Origin of the sequence: Quadrisphaera sp. INWT6, assembly GCF_015390235.1 — a bacterium.
In the GTDB taxonomy this organism is placed as follows: Bacteria; Actinomycetota; Actinomycetes; order Actinomycetales; family Quadrisphaeraceae; genus Quadrisphaera.
The window spans coordinates 143,654-162,450 of record NZ_VUOH01000002.1 but is presented as its reverse complement, the minus strand read 5'-3'; the positions used below and the strand labels follow the sequence as shown (position 1 = coordinate 162,450).

The 18,797-nt window shown below is 74.1% G+C and carries 16 protein-coding genes; 11 read left to right on the top strand and 5 right to left on the bottom strand.

Going from position 1 to position 18,797, the window contains the following annotated elements; translation table 11 throughout:
• Positions 1 to 28: 28 nt before the first annotated feature.
• The 4 genes from F1641_RS05675 to F1641_RS05660 all read left to right on the top strand — a co-directional run bounded on the left by F1641_RS05675 (position 29) and on the right by F1641_RS05660 (position 4,405).
• Entirely contained in the window at positions 29 to 1,030 is a 1,002-nt protein-coding gene (locus tag F1641_RS05675) for a LacI family DNA-binding transcriptional regulator (protein WP_194903524.1), read from the top strand.
• A gap of 196 nt (positions 1,031 to 1,226) precedes the next feature.
• On the top strand, positions 1,227 to 2,561 hold the full coding sequence (locus F1641_RS05670; RefSeq protein ID WP_309225417.1) for an ABC transporter substrate-binding protein: 1,335 nt from the start codon (positions 1,227 to 1,229) through the stop codon (positions 2,559 to 2,561).
• An 84-nt stretch (positions 2,562 to 2,645) separates the two neighbouring features.
• Positions 2,646 to 3,578 (top strand): sugar ABC transporter permease, encoded by a 933-nt coding sequence (locus F1641_RS05665; protein ID WP_309225416.1) that lies wholly within the window; start codon positions 2,646 to 2,648, stop codon positions 3,576 to 3,578.
• On the top strand, positions 3,578 to 4,405 hold the full coding sequence (locus tag F1641_RS05660) for a carbohydrate ABC transporter permease (RefSeq protein WP_194903522.1): 828 nt from the start codon (positions 3,578 to 3,580) through the stop codon (positions 4,403 to 4,405). The genes F1641_RS05665 and F1641_RS05660 overlap by 1 nt, the downstream gene beginning before the upstream one ends.
• Before the next feature lie 128 nt (positions 4,406 to 4,533).
• On the opposite strand, the gene F1641_RS05655 is transcribed toward F1641_RS05660, so the two are convergent.
• The 4 genes from F1641_RS05655 to F1641_RS05640 all read right to left on the bottom strand — a co-directional run bounded on the left by F1641_RS05655 (position 4,534) and on the right by F1641_RS05640 (position 7,811).
• On the bottom strand, positions 4,534 to 5,139 hold the full coding sequence (locus tag F1641_RS05655) for a DUF3618 domain-containing protein (RefSeq protein ID WP_194903521.1): 606 nt from the start codon (positions 5,137 to 5,139) through the stop codon (positions 4,534 to 4,536).
• Positions 5,136 to 5,579: a phage holin family protein gene (locus F1641_RS05650; RefSeq protein WP_194903520.1), complete on the bottom strand. Its 444-nt coding sequence runs from the start codon at positions 5,577 to 5,579 to the stop codon at positions 5,136 to 5,138. The genes F1641_RS05655 and F1641_RS05650 overlap by 4 nt, the downstream gene beginning before the upstream one ends.
• Positions 5,576 to 6,421 carry a hypothetical protein gene (locus F1641_RS05645; RefSeq protein WP_194903519.1) on the bottom strand — a complete coding sequence of 282 codons (846 nt, stop codon included), beginning with the start codon at positions 6,419 to 6,421 and terminating at the stop codon, positions 5,576 to 5,578. The genes F1641_RS05650 and F1641_RS05645 overlap by 4 nt, the downstream gene beginning before the upstream one ends.
• A gap of 349 nt (positions 6,422 to 6,770) precedes the next feature.
• Entirely contained in the window at positions 6,771 to 7,811 is a 1,041-nt protein-coding gene (locus tag F1641_RS05640; RefSeq protein ID WP_194904837.1) for an agmatine deiminase family protein, read from the bottom strand.
• A gap of 175 nt (positions 7,812 to 7,986) precedes the next feature.
• Between F1641_RS05640 and F1641_RS05635 the strand changes: the two genes are divergently transcribed.
• The 7 genes from F1641_RS05635 (at position 7,987) to F1641_RS05605 (ending at position 17,344) form a co-directional block, all read left to right on the top strand.
• A complete protein-coding gene (locus F1641_RS05635; protein ID WP_309225414.1) occupies positions 7,987 to 9,576 on the top strand; it encodes a methyl-accepting chemotaxis protein in 1,590 nt (529 codons plus the stop codon).
• A gap of 93 nt (positions 9,577 to 9,669) precedes the next feature.
• On the top strand, positions 9,670 to 11,643 hold the full coding sequence (locus F1641_RS05630) for a KUP/HAK/KT family potassium transporter (RefSeq protein ID WP_219729502.1): 1,974 nt from the start codon (positions 9,670 to 9,672) through the stop codon (positions 11,641 to 11,643).
• Positions 11,644 to 11,730: 87 nt separating this feature from the next.
• Complete coding sequence (locus F1641_RS05625) at positions 11,731 to 12,453, top strand: VIT family protein (protein WP_194903516.1); 723 nt, start codon at positions 11,731 to 11,733, stop codon at positions 12,451 to 12,453.
• A 117-nt stretch (positions 12,454 to 12,570) separates the two neighbouring features.
• Complete coding sequence (locus F1641_RS05620) at positions 12,571 to 14,001, top strand: four-carbon acid sugar kinase family protein (RefSeq protein WP_206690667.1); 1,431 nt, start codon at positions 12,571 to 12,573, stop codon at positions 13,999 to 14,001.
• A 115-nt stretch (positions 14,002 to 14,116) separates the two neighbouring features.
• On the top strand, positions 14,117 to 15,070 hold the full coding sequence (locus tag F1641_RS05615) for an NAD(P)-dependent oxidoreductase (RefSeq protein WP_194903514.1): 954 nt from the start codon (positions 14,117 to 14,119) through the stop codon (positions 15,068 to 15,070).
• A gap of 8 nt (positions 15,071 to 15,078) precedes the next feature.
• Positions 15,079 to 16,563: a GntP family transporter gene (locus tag F1641_RS05610; protein WP_194903513.1), complete on the top strand. Its 1,485-nt coding sequence runs from the start codon at positions 15,079 to 15,081 to the stop codon at positions 16,561 to 16,563.
• Between the two features lie 82 nt (positions 16,564 to 16,645).
• Positions 16,646 to 17,344 carry a FadR/GntR family transcriptional regulator gene (locus tag F1641_RS05605; RefSeq protein WP_194903512.1) on the top strand — a complete coding sequence of 233 codons (699 nt, stop codon included), beginning with the start codon at positions 16,646 to 16,648 and terminating at the stop codon, positions 17,342 to 17,344.
• A 1-nt stretch (position 17,345) separates the two neighbouring features.
• Here F1641_RS05605 and F1641_RS05600 read toward each other — a convergent pair whose 3' ends face one another.
• Positions 17,346 to 18,758, bottom strand: a complete 1,413-nt coding sequence (locus F1641_RS05600; protein ID WP_206690666.1) for an amino acid permease — start codon at positions 18,756 to 18,758, stop codon at positions 17,346 to 17,348.
• Positions 18,759 to 18,797 lie beyond the last annotated feature (39 nt).

Sequence of the window (18,797 nt, the reverse complement as noted above, 5' to 3'; positions counted from 1 at the left end):
GCGGCTGGGGGCTGACTACGGTGCCCCTGTGGTGGGCATCAAGGACGTGGCGAGGGCTGCAGGCGTCTCGGTGGGCACGGTCAGCAACGTCCTGAACCGTCCGGAGCTGGTCAGCCCGGCGCGCCGGGAGCTGGTCGAGGCCACCATCGAGCGGCTCGGCTACGTCCGCAACGAGTCGGCCCGGCAGCTGCGCGCCGGCACCAGCCGCACCATCGCCCTGGTCGTCGTCGACGTGGCCAACCCCTTCTTCGCCGATGTCATCGCCGGTGTGGAGGAGGCCGCTGACGAGGTCGGCGCCCTGGTCGTGGTGTCCAACAGCGGGGGCAGCGTCGACCGGGAGGGACGCCACCTCACGCGCCTCAAGGCCCAGCAGGTGATGGGGGTGCTCTTCTCCCCGATCCGCGACGACCTCCCCGAGGCGGCCGAGGAGCTGGAGCGCGCCGGGACCCCGGTGGTCGTCGTCGACGGCACGGCGGCGACGCTCAGCACCCCCTCCGTCGCGGTGGACGACGTCGAGGGCGGGAGGCTCGCTGCCGAGCACCTGCTGGCCCGAGGGCACCGGTCGCTCGTCTACGTCGGCGGTCCCCACGAGCTGCGCCAGGTCCGCGACCGCGAGCGGGGCTTCACCGAGGAGGTCGACCGCCACCCCGGGACGAGGGCGCACAGCCTGAGCTTCGACGACCTCGACGTGCGAGCTGGCAGCCGGGCTGCGGCCCAGCTCTTCGCCACGTGGACGGGGCCGGGGGAGCGGCCCACGGCGGTGTTCTGCGCCAACGACCTGCTGGCCCTCGGAGTGCTCAACGAGTGCCTGCGCCGAGGGGTCCGGGTGCCGCACGAGCTCGCCATCGTCGGGTACGACGACATCACCTACGCCGGGACGGCCGCGGTGCCGCTGACCTCGGTGAGGCAGCCGCGCGAGCAGCTGGGCCGCGCCGCGGTCGAGCTGCTGCTCAACGAGGTGGCAGCTGCTCCAGAGGTGACGACCCCGCGGCTGTTCACGCCCGAGCTGGTGGTGCGCGAGTCGTCCTGAGGGACGCTCAGCAGGGGGCGTCCAGGATCGGGAGATCTCGGATCGGCAACGCTCTCGGGCGCGGTGCTTGTCTCATTGAGACGTTTCAGGCATAGTCCTCGCAGGGCGCAGGTTCTTCGCTACGGCGCGAATGAAACGACTCATACAGCCCGGCCGACTCACCCGCGCGGTGAGCCATCTCGACGAGGAGACCGCTGTGCACAGCTCCCGCAAGCGCAAGACGACCACCGCGGTGGCGGCCCTCGTGGCCCTGCCGCTGTCCCTGTCGGCGTGCAGCGCCGGCAGCCTGGGCTCCTCCGACGGGGACGCCGAGGGCACGACGATCAACTTCCTCGTCGACCCCGCGGACTCCTCCGTCAAGCCCGCCCAGGCCATGGCCGACGCCTTCCACGCCGCCAACCCGGACATCACCGTCGAGCTCGAGACCCGCCCCGCGGGCACCGAGGGCGACAACCTCATCAAGACCCGCCTGTCGACCGGCTCGATGGCGGACATCTTCTCCTACAACTCCGGGTCGCTGTTCCAGCAGATCGACCCCGCGAAGAACCTCGTCCCGCTGACGAGCGAGAGCTTCGCAGGTGATGTCTCCGACGCCTTCAAGCCCAACGTCTCCGTCGGAGACGAGCTCTACGGGGTCCCGATCGGCACCGCCTTCGGCGGCGGCGTGGTCTACAACAAGGACGTCTACGCCGAGCTCGGCCTCAGCGTCCCCACCACCTGGGACGAGTTCATCGCCAACAGCCAGAAGATCAAGGACTCCGGTGACGGTGTCGCCCCGGTCGTCCAGACCTACGGAGAGACCTGGACCTCCCAGCTGTTCGTCCTGGGTGACTTCCACAACGTCGCTGCCGCAGAGCCGAGCTTCGCCGACGACTACACCGCGAACAAGGCCAAGTACGCCACCGACCCCGCTGCCATCAAGGGTTTCGAGCACCTCCAGCAGGTCCACGACCTCGGCCTGACGAACAGCGACTTCGCCTCTGCGACGCTGGCGGACGGTCTGCGCATGGTCGCTGACGGCACCGGTGCCCAGTACCCGATGCTGTCCGCCGTCGCGGCTGGCGGGCTGGAGACCGCCGCCGGCGGCGACACCGACAACGTCGGCTTCTTCGCCCTCCCCGGTGACGACGCCGCGACCAACGGACTGACCGCCTGGTACCCCAACGGCGCCTACATCCCCACGAGCACGACGGGCGCCGAGCTGGAGGCCGCGAAGAAGTTCGCCGCCTTCATCGCCAGCCCGGAGGGCTGCGAGGCCCAGACCTCCGCCAGCCCGCCCACCGGTCCCTACCTGGTCACCGGTTGCGAGCTGCCTTCTGACGTGACCGCCCTGACCCAGGACGTCAACGCCTACTTCGAGGACGACAAGCAGAGCCCGGCCCTGGAGTTCCTCTCCGCGGTCAAGGGGCCCAGCCTGGAGCAGATCACCGTGCAGGTGGGATCCGGCATCAGCACCGCCGCCGAGGGTGCCGCCCTCTACGACCAGGACGTCGAGAAGCAGGCCCAGCAGCTCGGCCTCGAAGGCTGGTGACCCACCGGCCCTGACCGGGGCGGACGCTCCGCCCCGGTCAGGGCCCGCTCCACCCGATGACCGACCTCGACCAACGGAGGAACCGTGGCGAGCACCACGACGGGCCTGCCGCCGACCCCGGCCTCGCCGCCGCAGACGAGCCGAGCGCCGCGGCGCTCACGCAAGGGAACCCCGTACCCGGGCTGGTTCTACCTCCCCGCGGCGGTCGTCTACCTGAGCATCTTCATCGTCCCGACGATCGTCTCGTTCTACTTCAGCCTGACCCGGTGGAACTTCTCCAGCTCGGAGTTCATCGGCCTGGAGAACTTCTTCCAGTTCTTCCGCGAGCCCGCCCTGGTCAAGGGCTTCACCAACACGATCATCTACGCCGTCGTGACCTCGGGGCTGAAGGTCGTGCTCGGCATGGGCCTGGGCGTGCTGCTCGCGAGCCAGATCACGGGGCGCGCCTACCTGCGCTCGGTGGTGTTCTTCCCGGTCCTGGTCTCCACCGTGGGCGTCGGCATCACCTTCACCGCGCTGATGAACCCCTCCCGGGGCCTGATCAACCAGGTGCTGGAGCTGGTGGGGATCGCCGGTCCGGGGTGGCTGACCGACCCGCAGCTGGCCCTGCTCTCGGTCGCGCTGGTCGACGTCTGGAAAGGCGTCGGCCTGGCCACGGTCATCTACATCGCGGGCATCGTGTCGATCCCGCCGGAGTACACCGAGGCGGCCGCCGTCGACGGCGCCTCGCCCTGGCAGCAGTTCCGCAGCATCACGCTGCCGCTGTCCTGGCCGGCGACCTCCACCGTGGTCACGCTCAGCCTCATCGGCGGACTGCGCTCGTTCGACCTGATCTGGGCCATGACCCGTGGCGGCCCGGGGTTCACCTCGGACGTCATCGCCTCGGTGATCTACAAGCAGTACCAGGCGGGCTTCTACGGCCTGTCCACGGCCGGCAACGTCCTGCTGTTCATCGTCGTCACCGCCATCGTCATCCCGCTGACGCGCTGGCTGGCCAAGAAGGAGGTGGCGATGTGATGCGCCCCGCCACCCGGCGCTGGGCCGGCGCCGTCGCGATCCTCGCGAGCGTCGTCGTCTTCCTCGTGCCGTTCGCGTTCATCGTGCTGCAGGCCGGCAAGGACGCCACCGACGCGTCGCGCCTCACCTTCACCTGGCCGGAGAACCCGCAGTTCGTCCAGAACTTCCTCGACGTCCTGGCCACGCGCGACTACATCCTCATCATCGCCTTCATCAACTCGACGATCCTCACGGTGGCCTCGGTCGCCGGGATGGTGGTGCTCGGGGCGATGGTGGCCTTCGTGCTCCAGCGCCGGGTCACGCGCTGGACCGGGCTGATCAACTTCCTCGTGCTGGCCGGGCTGATCGTGCCCCCGGCGGTCGTCCCGACGATCTGGGTCCTGCAGGGGATCGGCCTGTTCGGCACCATGCCCGGACTCATCCTGGTGGAGGTCGCCTTCGGCCTGTCCTTCTCGATCCTGCTCTTCCGGGCCTTCATCTCCTCGATCCCGCGGGAGATCGACGAGGCGGCGATCATCGACGGTGCCGGGCCCGTCCGGTTGTTCTTCCGGGTGGTCCTGCCCCTGCTGCGCTCGGTGGTGGTGACGGTGATCGTGGTGCAGTCGGTGGCGGTCTTCAACGACTTCGTGAACCCGCTCTACTTCCTGCCGGGAGAGCAGAACGCCACGGTGCAGCTGACCCTCTTCAACTTCCAGAGCCAGTTCAACACCAGCTTCAACCTGCTCTTCATGAACATCCTGCTCATCACGATCCCGCCGCTGGTCATGTACATCTTCTTCAACCGGCAGATCGTGGCGGGTCTGACGGCGGGCGCCGTCAAGGGCTGACCCGCACGGCGCGCCTCGTGCACGACCCCACCGCCTCGTCGCGGTTCCGGTCGATCCGCCCGCGGCAGGCCGCGTCGAGCTCGCCGGGGCCGCCGCCCCGCCGCGTCGGGCGGGGCGGCGGGCCGGACTCAGGAGCGGCTGTCCTGCACGGCGTCCTTCGCGTCCGCGGCGCTGCCGCGCACGTCCTGCGCGGCGGAGGTCCCCTCGTCCTTGACGGTGGCGGCGGCGTCGGTCGCCGTCTCCTTCACGGACTGCGCCGCCTGCGCCGCGGGCTCCCGCAGGTTCGACGCCGCCTCCTTCGCGGCGTCGGCCAGGGGCGCGGTCACGGTGGACGCGTGCTCCTTCACCGCGGTCGCCGCCTGGGCCTCCTTCGTGCTCGCGGGCAGCAGCGACCCGACGAGCCAGCCGACGCCCAGGGCCACCAGCCCCGCGGCCAGCGGGTTGCCGCGCGTCTGCTCCTTGACGGCGCCCGGAGCGCCGTGGACGGCGTCGCCCACGGTCGAGGCGGCACCGGAGACGGCGCCGGAGGCGGCACCCGTCGTGCTCGAGGCGGTGCCCATCACCTTGTCGCGCACGCCACCGACGGCGCTGCCGACGGCGCCGCGGACCTTCTCCTTCTGGCGCTGCGCGACGTTGGCCGGGGCGGCGTAGTCGGTCAGGGCGTTGACGTCGTCGCTCATCCGCGCGCGGGTGGCGTCGATCTCGGCGCGGAGCTGGGCGGGGTCGGTGCTCATCGGTGGTTCTCCTCTTCACGGCCCTTCAGGGCGCTGGGCACTTGCTGGAGCGTGCTGGTGGTGGCCGGCAGGCCCTGGACGGTCTTGAGCTCCTTGCGGCCGACCGAGGCGAGCACCGCCGCGATGACGGCCCACACGACCGCCACGACGAGGGCGGACCAGCCGCGGCCGATGACGTTCCCCAGGCCCCACCACAGGGCGACCGAGAGGAACAGGAGGACGAAGTGGCCCGAGACCCCCGCTCCGGCCAGCAGCCCAGCGCCCTTGCCGGCGCGGGTGGCCGACTGGGTCGCCTCGGCCTTGGCCAGGGCGATCTCCTGGCGGACCAGGGTGGACAGGTCGGAGGTCACCCTCGAGAAGAGGTCACCCAGGTTGGAGGGCTCACCCGTCGCGGTCGGGGGCGCCCCGGCGCGGGCGTCGTCGCCGACGGCGTGGCTCATCGCAGCGGCCCGTCCCACGCCCGCTCGTCCACGGCCGGAGCCGCAGCGGTGCCGGGGGCGGTCCAGCCGGCTCCCGGCTCGACGACCGGCTCGACGACCGGCTCCGTGAGGGGGTCCGCGACGGGCGGGACGACGGGCGGGACCACGGGGGCTGCCTGGGCGCCGGGGGTGCCCCCACCGGAGGCGGCGTCGGGCCCGTCGTGGGCGGCGGCCGACAGGCCGCGGGTGAGCCGGCCGGCGACGAGGCCGACCCCGGCGGCGATCGCCAGGAAGGCCACGGGACGGCGGCGGGCGAAGCCCTCCACCTCGCGCAGGACGTCGGCGGGCTCGCGCTCGCCGAGCCAGCTGCCGACGGCGTCGACGCGGCGGGAGGCCTGGTGCGCGAGGTCGGTGGCGATGCCGCTGCCGCCCTTGCCCTCGGCGAGGTCCTTGAGCTCGCTGGCGAGCGAGCTCAGGCCGGAGGCGGCGCGCTGCTGACCGGCGGTGGACTGCTCCCGGAGCTGGCTGCGCCCCTGGTGCAGCAGGTCGCTGGCCTGGCGACGGGCCTCGCCGACCACGTCGGCGGCCTGCTCCTTGGCGACCCCGGCCACGTGCCTGCCGGCGTCGCCGGCGTCCGAGGCGACGGAGGAGGCCTGGTCGCGGGCGGTCTGGGTGGTGCTGGGCGGGCTGCCGGGAGCCGAGGACGCGGGGGCCGTGGCGCCCGCCGACGGCCGGAGGGGGGAGGTCTCGTCGAGGGGGCGGGTGCCGCGGACGGGGGTGGCGGGCTCGTCGAGGGGGCGGGTGCCGCGGACGGGGGTGGCGGGCTCGCCGAGCGGGCGGGTGCCGCGGACGGGGTCGGACATGGAGGTGCTCCTCGTTCTGGGGTGCGTGGAGGGCGCGCCGGCGGGGTGCGGGCGCGCTGGCACGGCGCCCGGGCCGTCGTCGACGGGGCGGGCGGGTGGAGGCGGGGCGGGCGGGCAGCACACGGGTCTGGCCGGGTCTGCTCGGGCACCTGACCCCTGGTCGGGCGGGGGCGGCGTCATCGCCGGGGGTGTTCCTGGTGCGGGGTGGTCCTCCAGGGCAGGTGGCGTCTCCGGTGACGACCCGCTTCCTGAGTCAGTGCCGCGCAACCACCGCCTCAGCGGTGCGTCTCCCGACCGGCTGACCGTGCCAGCACCCGCCGCGGACCGCCACTCGGACGGCCGCAGCGCCTCAGACGGGCTGCTGCTGGGTGGTGCAGTGGATGCCGCCGCCGAAGGCGAAGACGTCGCGCGCGTCGACGAGCACCACCTCGCGGCCCGGGTAGGCGCTGGCCAGCGCGGCGGCCGCGGCGTCGTCGCGCTCGTCGGCGAAGCCGCACAGCACCACGGCGCCGTTCAGCACGTAGTGGTTGACGTAGGAGAAGTCGACCAGCTCGCCGTCGACCTCCGTGGTGGTCGGGGCGCGGAGCTCGGTGACCTCCAGGCGGCGACCGCGGGCGTCGGTGGCGCTGCGCAGCAGCTCGAGCACCTCGGCGGAGACCGCGTGGTCGGGGTGGCCGGGATCGGTCTGGGTGTGCACGAGCACCCGGCCGGGAGCGGTGAACGCGGCGACGATGTCGACGTGCCCGCGGGTGCCGAACTCCCCGTAGTCGGCGGTGAGGCCCCGGGGCAGCCAGATGGCCTTCGAGGTGCCCAGGTGGGCGTGCACCTCGGCCTCGACCTGCTCGCGGGTCCACCCGGGGTTGCGGTGGGGGTCCAGCTGCACGGTGTCGGTGAGCAGCACCGTGCCCTGGCCGTCCACGTGGAAGCCGCCGCCCTCCTGCACGAGCGACGACGACGCCACCGGCACCCCGGCCAGCTCCGCCACGCGGCGGGCGACGAGCGCGTCCTGCTCCCACGCCGCCCAGCTCTGGGCGCCCCAGCCGTTGAAGGTCCAGTCCACCGCGCGCACGGCACCGCCGGGGCCGCCCGGGCTGCCCGCGTCGCCCGCCTCGGGGGAGCGGACGAAGGTGGGGCCGGAGTCGCGCATCCAGGCGTCGTCGAGCCCGACCGGCTCGAGGTGCACCCGCGGGTCGAGCAGCTCGCGCGCGGCGCCGACGTCCTCGGGCCGCACCAGCACCGTCAGCGGCTCGTGCGCCACCACCGCACCCGCGATGCGGCTCCACGCGGCGCGGGCGCGGGCGAGGTCGGGCCCCCCGACCTCGCCGAAGGTGGCGTTCGGCGGGGGGAAGGCCATCCACGTGCGGGCGTGGGGCTCCCACTCCGCGGGCATGGTCGTGGGCGCGGTCGTCGGTGTCGTCGTCGGCGTCGTCACAGCTGCTCCTGCCCCGAGGTCGGCCGCACAGTACCCGGAGGCGGTCCACCCGCGACCCGCTGACGGACCTCAAGCCCCGCGGAGGACCGGTCGATGGAGGCCTGAAGCCTGTCCCCCGAACGAGGAGTACCCGGTGCTCTCAGCTGTGCGCGACCTCAAGGTGTCCACGAGGCTGGCAGCCGCCTTCGCGGTCGTCTGCCTCCTCCTGCTCGTGGTCCTCGGCGTGGGAGCCCTGCGCCTGCGGCAGTCGCAGGAGCGGCTCGTGGACATGCACGCCGGGGTCGCGACCGGCACGGCCCGCCTGGCCGACGTCCGCGTGGACGTCATGCGCCTGCGCCAGGACACCACCCGCTCCCAGCTCGGCATGTACGACCCCGAGTCGCTGACGACGGCGCTGGAGGACAACACCGAGCACGAGGCCGACCTGGAAGCTGACTGGGCGAGCTACGCGGCCGTCGACTCCGGCGTCCCGGCCGCCGTCCGCGACGACGCGTGGGCGGCCCTCGGTGCGTGGCGGACCGCTCGCACGCAGCTCTTCACCGTGGCGCAGGGCGGCGACATGGACGCCTTCGTCGCCTACCGGGAGGAGCAGCTGAGTCCGCTGACGAAGGAGATGTCCAGCAGCCTGGACGCGCTCGTCGAGGCCGAGGACGCCGCGGGGGCGGCCGCCGCGGCCGCCGGTGCTGCGGCGTTCCGCAGCGCCCTGCTGACCATGTCCGTGGTCGCGGCGCTGGCCCTGGCGGTGGCCATCGCCCTCGCCGTCGCGCTGACCCGCAGCATCGCCGGCCCGCTGCGCGAGGTCCTCGTGGTGGTCCGCGGCCTGGCCGAGGGCCGCCTGGACCAGCGCACCGGCATCACCAGCAAGGACGAGGTCGGCCAGCTCGCCGTCGCCACCGACGCCTCCATCGCCAACCTCGCCGGCGTCGTGCAGCAGATCACCGGGCGGGCCACCGACCTGGCGCAGACCTCCGAGCGGCTGACGTCGGTCTCGAGCGAGCTGTCGGCGGGGGCCCAGGAGTCCTCCGCCCAGGCCGGCGTGGTCGCGGGGGCGAGCGAGGAGATCTCGGCCTCCATGTCGACGATCGCCGCCGCCGGCGAGGAGATGACCGCCGCGATCGGGGAGATCGCCTCCTCCACCGCGACCGCCTCGCAGACGGCGGCCGCCGCCGTCGCGACGGCCGAGCAGGCCAGCGCGACCCTGGAGCGCCTCGGGGTCTCCTCCCGGGAGATCGGTGACGTCGTCAAGCTGATCACCTCGATCGCGGAGCAGACGAACCTGCTGGCGCTGAACGCCACGATCGAGGCCGCCCGTGCCGGTGAGGCGGGCAAGGGCTTCGCCGTCGTCGCCGGTGAGGTCAAGGACCTCGCGGGCCAGACCGCGCGGGCCACCGACGAGATCGTGGCCCGGGTGCAGACCGCCCAGGCCGACGCCACCGACGCCCGGTCGGCGATCGAGCAGATCAGCGCGGTCATCGGGCAGATCGACGCGCTGCAGGCCACGGTCGCCTCGGCGGTGGAGCAGCAGTCGGCCACGACGGCGGAGATGGTGCGCTCGGTCACGGAGGTGTCCTCTGGGGCGCAGGAGATCAGCACGAACATCTCCGGTGTCGCGGGCGCCTCGGCGCGCACGACTGAGAGCGCTGCGGAGTCGACGCGGACCGCTGAGGAGCTGGCCGGCACGGCGCGGGAGCTGCGGGAGTCGGTGGCGGCCTTCCGCCTCTGACGCCTCCGCCCCGACCGACCTCGTCACCGCACGCCGTCTGGACCTCGTCCGGACGGCGTGCGGTCGTCCCACCCGAGATCCACACTGCTCCCCGTGACGAGCCCGGCGCGGAGCGCCCTGCTGCTGGGCGCCCTCGGCGTCGTCTTCGGCGACATCGGGACGAGCCCGATCTACACCATCCAGACGCTGTTCAGCCCTGACGACCCCCACCCCGTGCCGCTCACGGCGGACAACCTGCTGGGCCTGGTCTCGCTGATCTTCTGGTCGGTGACGCTCGTGGTCACGGTGCTCTACGTCGGCGTGGTGCTGCGCGCCGACAACGACGGCGAGGGCGGCATCATGTCGCTGATCACCCTCCTGGGCCGCCGCGGCCGCGACGGGCGCCGCCTGTCGCCCCGGGTGGTGGCCGCTCTCGCGGCCGCGGGCATCGCGGGGGCAGCGCTGTTCCTGTCCGACAGCATGATCACCCCGGCCATCTCGGTGCTGTCCGCCGTGGAGGGCCTCGAGCAGGTCAGCCCGGGGTTCGCGCCCTTCGTCGTCCCCATCACCGTCGTGATCATCGTGGTGCTCTTCGCCGTGCAGCGCTTCGGCACCGCGAAGGTCGGTGCGGCCTTCGGGCCGGTGATGGCGCTGTGGTTCACCACGATCGGCGTCGCGGGCCTCGTGCAGGTGGTGGGAGAGCCGTCGGTGCTGCGGGCGCTGTCGCCCACCTACGCCGTCGGCTTCTTCGTCGCCGAGCCGGGCACCGCGTTCTTCGCCCTCGCCGCGGTGGTGCTGTCGGTGACGGGCGCCGAGGCGCTGTACGCCGACCTCGGCCACTTCGGGCGTCCCGCCGTCTCCCGCGCCTGGCTCTTCCTGGTGTACCCGTCGCTGGTGCTGTCGTACGCGGGGCAGGGGGCCCTGCTGCTCGGCGACCTGTCCGCCGACGGTCCCGTGCGCGCGCCCTTCTTCCTCTCGGTGCCCTCGTGGGCCCTGCTGCCGCTGGTGCTCCTCGCCACCGCCGCCACCGTCATCGCCTCCCAGGCCGTCATCACCGGGGCGTTCTCGGTGGTCCGCCAGGCGGTGCAGCTCGGCTACCTGCCCCGGCTGCGCATCGTGCACACCTCCGCCCACACCATCGGGCAGGTCTACGTGCCGTGGGTCAACTGGGCGCTGATGCTGGCCGTCGTCGTCCTGGTGCTCGCCTTCGAGTCGTCGGCGGCCCTGGCCTTCGCGTTCGGCATGGCCGTGACCGGCACCATCCTCATCACCACGACGATCATCACCGTCGTCGCCGCGCACCAGTGGAGCTGGCCCCGGTGGGTGGTCGTCGGGGGCGGCACCGGCATGGGGCTGTTCATGCTGCTCTTCCTCGCCGCGAACCTCACCAAGCTGGCCCACGGCGCCTGGGTGCCCCTGGTCATCGGCACGGCGCTGTTCACCGTGATGACCACCTGGCACCGCGGCCGCCGCGGCGTCACCGCGCTGCGGCGGCGCCAGGAGGGCCCCCTGCACGCGCTGCTGGACGGCGTCGCCACCGCCGACCCGGCGCTCGCGCTCGTCCCCGGCACGGCCGTCTACCTCAACCGGGGCTCGGCCGGCAGCGACGCCACCGCGCCGCTGGCGATGCGCGCCACCGTCGAGCACCTCCACGCCCTGCACTCCCGGGTGGTGGTGGTCTCCGTCGAGACCGCCGACGTCCCCCAGGTGCCGCTGGACGAGGTCGCCCGCCTCGTCGAGCGCCGCCCGCTGGTCGACGGCGCCAGCCCGGCCGGCGACCTGCTGCTGGTCGAGCTGCGCTTCGGCTACCTGCAGCGCACCGACGTGCCCGACGCGCTCGCAGCGCTGTCGGCGCGCGACGAGCTCGCCCTCGACCTCGACGGCGCCTCCTGGTTCCTCTCCACCCTCGACCTGCGGCGCGCCGGGGGGGACGACGACGGCGACGGCGACGGCGCCCCCGGGCTCGACATGCCCCGGTGGCAGCGCGGGCTGTTCACCGCCACCTCGCGGCTGACCACCGACGCCGCCCGTGCCTTCGACCTGCCGGCCACCCGCACCGTGGTCATGGGCGCCCGCCTGGAGGTCTGACCCGCCCGGGTGCTGTGAGGTGAGGCTCCTCTTCGGAAGGCCCGCCTGAGCAGCTGCGGCTCCAGGGCCGTCGGCACACTCGACGCCGTGACCCACGACGCGCCCGCTGCCACCACGCTCGAACCGGCCCTCCACCGCGGCGTCGGCGACCGGCTCAACTGGCTGCGGGCCGGGGTGCTCGGCGCCAACGACGGCATCGTCTCGACCGCCGGCATCGTCCTCGGCGTCCTCGGCGCCACCACCGACCGCGGCGTGCTCTTCACCGCGGGCACCGCCGGCCTCGTGGCCGGGGCCCTGTCGATGGCGGTGGGGGAGTACGTCTCGGTCAGCACCCAGAAGGACACGCAGTCGGCGCTGCTCGACCTGGAGCGCCGCGAGCTCGCCGAGACCCCCGAGGCCGAGCTCGACGAGCTGGCGGCGATCTACGCCGCCAAGGGGATCCCCGCCGACCTGGCCCGCCAGGTGGCCGTGGCGCTGACCGAGAGGGACGCGCTGCGCGCGCACGCCGAGGCCGAGCTGAACCTCGACCCCGACGAGGTGGCGAAGCCCTGGCAGGCGGCGTGGGCGTCGGTGCTGTCGTTCACGCTGGGGGCGCTGCTGCCGCTGCTGGCGGCGCTGCTGTCGCCGCCGCACACGCAGGTGGTGGCCACCGTCGTCGCCGTCCTGCTGGCGCTGGTGCTCACCGGAGCCGTCAGCGCGAGGCTCGGCGGGGCCGCGGTGTCGCGCGCCGTGCTGCGCACCGTGGCCGGCGGTGCTGTCGCCATGGCCGTGACCTACGGCATCGGCACGCTGGTGGGCACCGCCGTCTGACGGCGGCGGGGCGAGAGGGGCCCAGGTGGACTTGCCACCGGGTGACCTCTCCTGTTAGACATCAGACATCAGATGACAAGGGAGTTGATCTGGATGTCTGCCACCGACCCTCGCGCCGTGACCCTCGGCGACCTGCTCGACGGGCTCCCCGCGCCGCACCCGGTCGAGGCCGCAGCCGTCGCCGAGCGCGTCGCCGCCTCGGGCCGCGTGCTCGTCGTCCTCGACGACGACCCCACCGGCACCCAGTCCGTGCACGGCGTGCCCGTGCTCACGAGCTGGGCCGAGGACGACCTCGCCTGGGGCCTCCAGCAGGGCGCTCCCTGCGTCTACGTGCTCACCAACACCCGGGCTCTCGGCCCCGACGACGCCGCCCGCACCAACCGCGAGGTCGTCACCGCCGGGGTGGCCGCCGCCCGCCGGCTCGGCGTCGACGTCGGCTTCGTCTCCCGCGGCGACAGCACGCTGCGCGGGCACTTCCCCCTCGAGACCGACACCATCACGGCCACCCTGCGCGAGCTCGGCGAGCCCGTCCCCGACGCCGTGCTCCTCGTCCCCGCCTTCCCCGACGCCGGCCGCATCACCGTGGGCGCCGTCCACCACTGGTGCACCGGTGGCACCTGCACGCCGGTGGGGGAGACCGAGTTCGCCCGCGACGCCACCTTCGGCTTCACCTCCTCCGACCTGCGCGACTGGGTCGCCGAGAAGAGCGCCCCGTCAGGCGGTCCCGCCCCGGTCGCACGCGAGGACGTGCTCGCCCTCACCCTGGCCGACCTGCGCCGGGGCCCCGAGGCCGCCGCCGCCGTGCTGCGCGGGGCCCGCGACGGCCGCGTCGTCGTGGTCGACGCCGCCGACGAGCGCGACCTGCGCGTGCTCGCGCTCGCCGAGGAGCTCCTCGCCGGTGAGGGCCAGCGCTTCCTGCACCGGGTGGGGCCGCCGTTCGTGCGGGCCCGCGTGGGCATGGAGGAGCGCGCCCCGCTCACCCGCGAGGAGGTGCCCACCGGTGACGCGCGCGGCGGGCTCGTCGTCGTCGGCTCCCACGTCGGGCTCACCACCCGCCAGCTCGAGCAGCTGCGCGGGGGGCACCGCCTGGCCGACCAGGTCGAGGTCGAGGTCGCCGCCGTGCTCGACGCCGACCGGCGCGAGCAGCACCTGGCCGCCGTCGTCGACCGCCTGGTCGCCGCGCTGGCCGCCGGCGACGTCGTGGTCAGCACCTCGCGGGTGCTCACCACCGGCGGCGACGCCGCCGCGAGCCTCGACATCGCGGTCGCCGTCTCGCGCGCGGTCGTCGAGGTGGTGCAGGGCGTGGTCGCCCGCACCGCGCCGCGCTTCGTGGTGGCCAAGGGCGGCATCACGTCCAGCGACGTCGCCCGGTACGGCCTCGGGATCCGGCGCGCGGTGGTCCGCGGGCCGCTGCTCCCGGGGCTCGTGTCGCTGTGGGAGCCCGTCGAGGGGCCCGCCGCGGGCGTCCCGTACGTGGTCTTCGCCGGCAACGTCGGCGACGACGCCTCCCTGCTCGCCGTGGTGCGCACCCTCTCCGCGACGCCCTGACCCACCCGACACCCCTCGCCGGGGTGGCGGACGCCCATGATCACGGTCGAAGCCTCGTGATCATGGGCGTCCGCCACCCTCCGGCCCTGCTCACCCACACCCGGAGGACTCGACGATGAGCACCAGCACCCCGCCCACCCCCGCCACCACGCCGACGACGGCCGTCATCGGCCTGGGCGCCATGGGTCTGCCGATGGCCACGCGCCTGGCCACCGGCCTGCCCGTGCGCGGCTTCGACATCGCCCCCGCGCGCCTGGAGCTGGCCGCGCAGGCCGGCGTCCAGACCACCACCAGCGCCGCCGAGGCCGTCACCGGCGCGCAGGTCGTGCTCGTGGCGGTCCGCAACGCCGCGCAGCTCGACGCGCTGCTGTTCGGCTCGCCCGCCAGCGGGGAGGACGGCGCCGCCGCCGTCCCCGGCATCGCCGAGCACCTCGAGGCGGGCTCCGCCGTCGTCCTGACCAGCACCGTCGGCACCGACGGCATCGCCGAGCTGGCCGCGCGCCTGGCGGACCTCGACGTCGACCTGGTCGACGCGCCCCTGTCCGGGGGGCCGGCGCGCGCGGGCGCCGGCGACCTGCTCGTCGTCGTCGGGGCCACCCCGCGCGCCCGCGAGACCGCCGCCCCCGTGCTCGACCTGCTCGCCTCCACCCTGACCGTGGTGGGAGACGCCCCCGGCGACGGCCAGGCGCTCAAGACCGTCAACCAGCTGCTGTGCGGCGTGCACATCGCCGCGGCCGCGGAGGCGCTGGCCCTCGCCGACGCCCTCGGGCTCGACAGGGAGCGCACCCTCGAGGCGCTGGACGCCGGTGCGGCCGGCTCGTTCATGCTCGGCAACCGCGGCCCGCGCATGCTCCAGGCCCACGACGAGGGCGGCGCCGAGGTGCTGAGCCGGCTCGACATCTTCGTGAAGGACCTCGGGATCGTCGGCGACGCCGCGCGCCGCGCCCACCTGGCCACCCCCGTCGCGGCCGCCGCCGAGCAGCTGTTCCTGCTCGGCGAGGCCCACGGCCTGGCCGAGGCTGACGACTCCGCCGTCATCCGCGTCGTCTCCCCGCGGCGCAGGGGCTGAGGCGCGCGATGATCGCCGCGATCGCCGCGACCGTCCTCACGGCCGACCCCGTCACCCCCGAGGTGGCGCTCTCGACACCGCTGCTGCTCGGCATCGCCGGCGCGAGCATCGCCGTCCTGCTCGTGCTCATCATCCGGTTCACGGTGCCTGCGTTCCTCGCGCTGCTCGTGGTCAGCGTGGCCGTGGCCGTCTCCGCGCGGCTGCCGCTGGAGTCCGTGTTCACCGTCGTGGCCACCGGCGTCGGCTCGACCATGGGCAAGGTCGCGCTGCTCATCGCCCTCGGCGCGGTGCTGGGCCGGCTCATCGAGACCTCCGGCGGGGTGCAGAGCCTCGCTGACAGGCTCACCAGCGCCCTGGGCCCGCAGCGCACCGCGGTCGCGCTGACGGCCGTCGCGTTCCTCGTGGCGATCCCGGTGTTCTTCGAGGTCGCCGTCATCGTGCTGGTGCCGGTGGTCTACGCGTTCGCCAAGGTGCTGGGCTTCCAGCCGATCCGGTTCGGGCTGCCGATGGCGGGCATCGCGCTCGCCGTCCACGTGGCCGTGCCGCCGCACCCGGGCGTCGTCGCGGGCGCCGGCGTCTTCGGCGCCGACATCGGGCTCGTGCTGCTCATCAGCCTGGTGGCGTGCGTGCCGCTGGCCGTCGTCGCGCACCTGCTCGGGCGCTGGATGACGCGCGAGCCGCTGTCGCTGAGCCCGGCGGTCGCGAAGCAGGTCGAGGAGTTCGGCACCGACGCCCCCGGCTCTGGCGGCACCTCGTCCGGTGGTGCGCCGGGCGGCGGCAGCACGACGACGGTCGCTCGCACCGGGGTCCAGGCACCGCCGAGCGCTGGCCTCATCGTGCTGCTCGTCGCGGCGCCGATCGTCCAGATCCTGCTCGGCACCGGCCTGACCCTGGTGCTCGGCGAGGAGCACCCGCTCTTCGGCGTCGCCACCTTCGTCGGCACGCCGGTGTTCGCGCTGCTGGTCGCCGTCGCGCTGGCGTACTTCCTCATCCCGGTGCGCCGCCGCTGGCCGCTGGAGCGCACCGGCGAGGTGATGGAGGGCGCCCTGCCCCCGATCGCGGCGATCCTGCTGGTGGTCGCCGCCGGCGGTGTCTTCGGCGAGGTGCTGCGCGCCAGCGGCATCGGTGCGGCCCTGTCCGGGGTGCTCGACACCCTCGGCCTGCCGCTCATCGTGCTCGCGTTCGTCATCACCCTGGCGCTGCGCGCCGCCCAGGGCTCGGCCACCGTCGCGATCGTCACCACCGCCGGGCTGCTGGTCGAGTCGGTCCAGGCCGGCGGGTACTCCCCGCTGCAGGTGGCGCTGCTCACCGTGGCCGTCGGCTTCGGCTCCCTGGGCCTGAGCCACGTCACCGACGCCGGCTTCTGGACGGTGACGAGGTACTTCGGCCTCTCGGTGGCCGACGGGCTGCGCACCTGGACGGTGCTCACCACCGTGCTGGGCCTGGTCGGGTTCGCCGTCGCCTGGGCGGGCTGGGTGCTCACCGGCGCCTGAGCAGCACCCGTCAGTAGTGTGGAGAGCCGCCGCCGGGGTCCCCGGCGGCGGTTCGTCCTGCCAGCGCGGTGAGGTGGTCGGTGTGGCGCGGGAGTCCCTGGTCGACGTCGTCGCGGCCGCCCTGCTGGAGCGGGTCGTCGACGGGCGCACCCCGCCGGGGCAGCTGCTGCCTCCCGAGGCCGAGCTGGCCGCCGAGCACGACGTCAGCCGCCTCACCGTGCGCGAGGCGCTCAAGGTGCTGCAGACCCAGGGCGTGATCGAGGTCCAGCGCGGGCGCGGCACTGTGGTGCGCCCCACGAGCACCTGGACGGCGATCGACGCCGTCGCCCTCGCCCACGACCGCAGCGGCGGGGAGCAGGCGGCGCTCCAGCTGCTGCAGCTGCGGCGCATGGTGGAGTCGGGCGCTGCAGAGCTGGCCGCCCTGCACCGCAGCGACGCCGACCTCGCCGACCTCGAGCGCCACCTGAGCGCCATGCGCTCCGCCCACGACGCCGCCGACGTCGCCGGCTTCGTCGCCGCGGACATCGCCTTCCACGACGTCGTCTTCCGCGCCTCCGGCAACCCCTTCGTCGCGGTGCTGCTGGGGCCGCTGTCCGCCGTGCTGCGGGCGCGGCGCGAGGAGACCTCCCGGCACGAGCCGGTCCAGCTGCACGCCATCGCCGAGCACGCCGGCGTGCTGGAGGCCGTCCGCTCGGCCGACCCGGCCGCGGCCCGCGCGGCGATGGACTCGCACATGGACCAGACCCTCGCCGACCTGCGCCGGTACGTGCTCGGTCGCTGAGTCAGCGCGCCAGCACCGACCGGCGCCGCCCGTAGAAGACGTAGACCGCGGCGCCCACGAGCATCCACGCCGCGAACACGAGCCAGGTGGTGCCGCGCAGCCCGAACAGCAGCAGCCCGCAGAAGGCGATGCCGAGCACCGGCGTCAGCGGGAACAGCGGCGTGCGGAAGGTGCGGGGCAGGTCGGGCCGGGCGCGGCGCAGCACCAGCACCCCGGCGTTGACGAGGGCGAAGGCGAACAGCGTGCCGATGCTCGTGGCGTTCGCGAGCTCGCCCAGCGGCACCACGCCCGCGAGCACGGCGATGACCGCGCCGCAGATGAGGACGTTGGCGACCGGCACGCCCTGGCGCCCGCTCACGCGGGAGAAGACCCGCGGCACGAGACCGTCGCGCGACATCGCGAACAGGATGCGCGTCTGTCCGTAGAAGACGGTGAAGACCACGCTGGCGATGGCGATGACGGCGCCCACCGACAGGACCACGGCGGGCCACGTGCCGCCGACGGCGCGGCTCAGCACGTCGGCCAGGGCAGCCTCGGACCCGTCGAGCTCGCGCCACGGCAGCGCGCCGAGCGCCGCCAGCGCCACCAGGCAGTAGACGGCGGTGACGACGACGAGGGAGAGCATGATCGCCCGCGGCAGGTCGCGGCGCGGGTCGCGCGCCTCCTCGCCGGCCGTCGACGCGGCGTCGAACCCGATGTAGGAGAAGAACACCTGGGAGGTCGCGGCCGTGATGCCCGCGACGCCCAGCGGTGCGAACGGTGCGAGGTTGCCGGCGCGGAAGGCGGTGAACGCCACCGCGCAGAAGAAGAGCAGCACCGCGACCTTCAGCACCACGACCACCGCGTTGACCCGCGCGCTCTCACGGGTGCCCCGCAGCAGCAGGGCCATCGCGAGCAGGACGACGACGACCGCCGGCACGTTGACGACCCCGCCCTCGCCCGGCGGGTTCGCCAGCGCCTCGGGGAGCGTCGAGCCGAAGGCGGCGCGGGCGAGGTCGTCGATGTAGGCGCCCCAGCCGACTGCGACGGCCGAGACCGAGACGCCGTACTCGAGCATCAGGCACCAGCCGCACACCCAGGCGACCGCCTCGCCCATGGTCGCGTAGGCGTAGGAGTAGGAGGACCCCGCGACGGGGATGCTGCCGGCGAGCTCCGCGTACGACAGCGCCGAGAACAGCGCGGTGACCGCTGCCAGCACGAACGACAGGATGACCGCCGGCCCGGCCAGCGGCGCCGCCTCGCCGAGGATGACGAAGATCCCGGTGCCGAGGGTCGCGCCGATGCTGAGCGCGGTGAGCTGCCAGAGCCCCATCGAGCGGCGCAGGCCCGAGGAGCCGTCGGGGGCCTGCTGCGCCAGCAGGGCCTCGACGGGCCCCAGGCGCAGCCCGTTGCGGGCCGGGGGAGTGGTGGTCACGCCAGGGAGGATGCACCCCCGGCCGGGCGGCGTCCGACG

Bases quoted from the DNA above. Each gene is read 5' to 3' on its own strand.
- F1641_RS05645 (WP_194903519.1), bottom strand. From the start codon at position 6,421: ATGTCCGACCCCGTCCGCGGCACCCGCCCGCTCGGCGAGCCCGCCACC.
- F1641_RS05660 (WP_194903522.1), top strand. From the start codon at position 3,578: ATGCGCCCCGCCACCCGGCGCTGGGCCGGCGCCGTCGCGATCCTCGCG.
- F1641_RS05610 (WP_194903513.1), top strand. From the start codon at position 15,079: ATGATCGCCGCGATCGCCGCGACCGTCCTCACGGCCGACCCCGTCACC.
- F1641_RS05655 (WP_194903521.1), bottom strand. From the start codon at position 5,139: ATGAGCACCGACCCCGCCCAGCTCCGCGCCGAGATCGACGCCACCCGC.
- F1641_RS05640 (WP_194904837.1), bottom strand. From the start codon at position 7,811: ATGCCCGCGGAGTGGGAGCCCCACGCCCGCACGTGGATGGCCTTCCCC.
- F1641_RS05615 (WP_194903514.1), top strand. From the start codon at position 14,117: ATGAGCACCAGCACCCCGCCCACCCCCGCCACCACGCCGACGACGGCC.
- F1641_RS05650 (WP_194903520.1), bottom strand. From the start codon at position 5,579: ATGAGCCACGCCGTCGGCGACGACGCCCGCGCCGGGGCGCCCCCGACC.